This window comes from Paraburkholderia sp. UCT2 (genome assembly GCF_014397665.1).
Classification (GTDB): Bacteria; Pseudomonadota; Gammaproteobacteria; order Burkholderiales; family Burkholderiaceae; genus Paraburkholderia; species Paraburkholderia tuberum.
Map to the genome: position 1 here is coordinate 1 of NZ_VZQO01000134.1, position 1,158 is coordinate 1,158.

The 1,158-nt window shown below is 60.4% G+C and carries 2 protein-coding genes; both read right to left on the reverse strand.

What is annotated here, in order from left to right:
* Window positions 1-571: DDE-type integrase/transposase/recombinase (locus tag F6X39_RS36065; RefSeq protein WP_187620145.1), on the reverse strand; the 571-nt coding region annotated here is incomplete at its 3' end.
* Between the two features lie 23 nt (window positions 572-594).
* Window positions 595-1,095, reverse strand: a complete 501-nt coding sequence (locus F6X39_RS36070) for a transposase (protein WP_187620146.1) — start codon at window positions 1,093-1,095, stop codon at window positions 595-597.
* Window positions 1,096-1,158 lie beyond the last annotated feature (63 nt).

Here is a 1,158-nt window from a genome sequence, read left to right on the forward strand (position 1 = left end):
GCTGTATCGCTTCGCGCGCGCAGAGGTCCCTGAGGACTTCGCTGGCCAGCACGCTGCTTTCCTCGGCATAGACCTGCCAGCCGACAATCTTCCGGCTGAACACATCCAGAAACAGATACAGATAAAAATACTGTCCACGGATCGTCGTCGGCAGGTACGTGATGTCCCAGCTATACAACTGGTTCGGCGCGTCGGCGCAAACCGAACGGGGTTTGCTGCGTGTGTGCGACGGCCGTTCGCTGCGCCGGTGGGCGAGTTGCTTCTCGGCCTTCAGTACCCGGTAGAACGTCGATTCGGAGGCGATATAGCGTTGCTGGTCTGCCAGTCGTGGCACGATCTGGCCTGGCGGCAGATGACCGAATTCGGGCGAGTTCGCGACCGCCAGCAGCTCGGCGCGTTCGTCGGCAGAAAGCTTATGGCGCGGCTCATGATGCCGTAACGTGCGCCCGTCCACCACGTCAGGTTCGCCGCATTGCCAGCGCTGAACTGTCCGAGCACTGAGCCCCAGAATGTTGCACGCGTGTGCCTGGCGAGCCCCGGCCAGGGTCGCCTCGCTGATCAGGCCGATCAATGCCTTGCGCTCTTCAGGGGCCGTCATTCGGCCTCGCCCTCGAACAGCGCGCGGTACTTTTTTTGCAGCACCAGTAGCGCCGCAGCTTCAGCCAGCGCCTTCTCCTTGCGGTTCAACTCGCGCTGCAGCTGGACATTGGCCTGCTTCAGATCCCGCACTTCCTGGGCGTTCTCGCGCCGACTACCGGTTACACCGACGGTGCAGAAATCCGCTCGCCACTGCGCGAGATGATGCGCAAACAGGCCGCGCTCACGACACCAGCCGTTCAACGCTTCGTCGACCAACCCGTGGCTCTCCTGCAAGGCCATCAGCCGTTCTTCTAGCGACCAGTCATCCGGACGCTTTGCATGTCCGGAACTCGAGCTCCGGTTCGCGGCGGCTGCACCTCTCATCCATTTCCTCAATGTCAAAACGTTCACGTTCAATTCGTCGGCTACGGCTCCAACCGTTCGGTTGCCTCGCTGCAGGACCTTCGAGAGCGCCTGCTCCTTGAACTCGACAGAATAAGTTTGTTTCGCCTTCAACTTGCACCTCTGACTCTTCTTGATAAAAAAATTCAGAGGCGACAACTACTATGACGCCGGGGG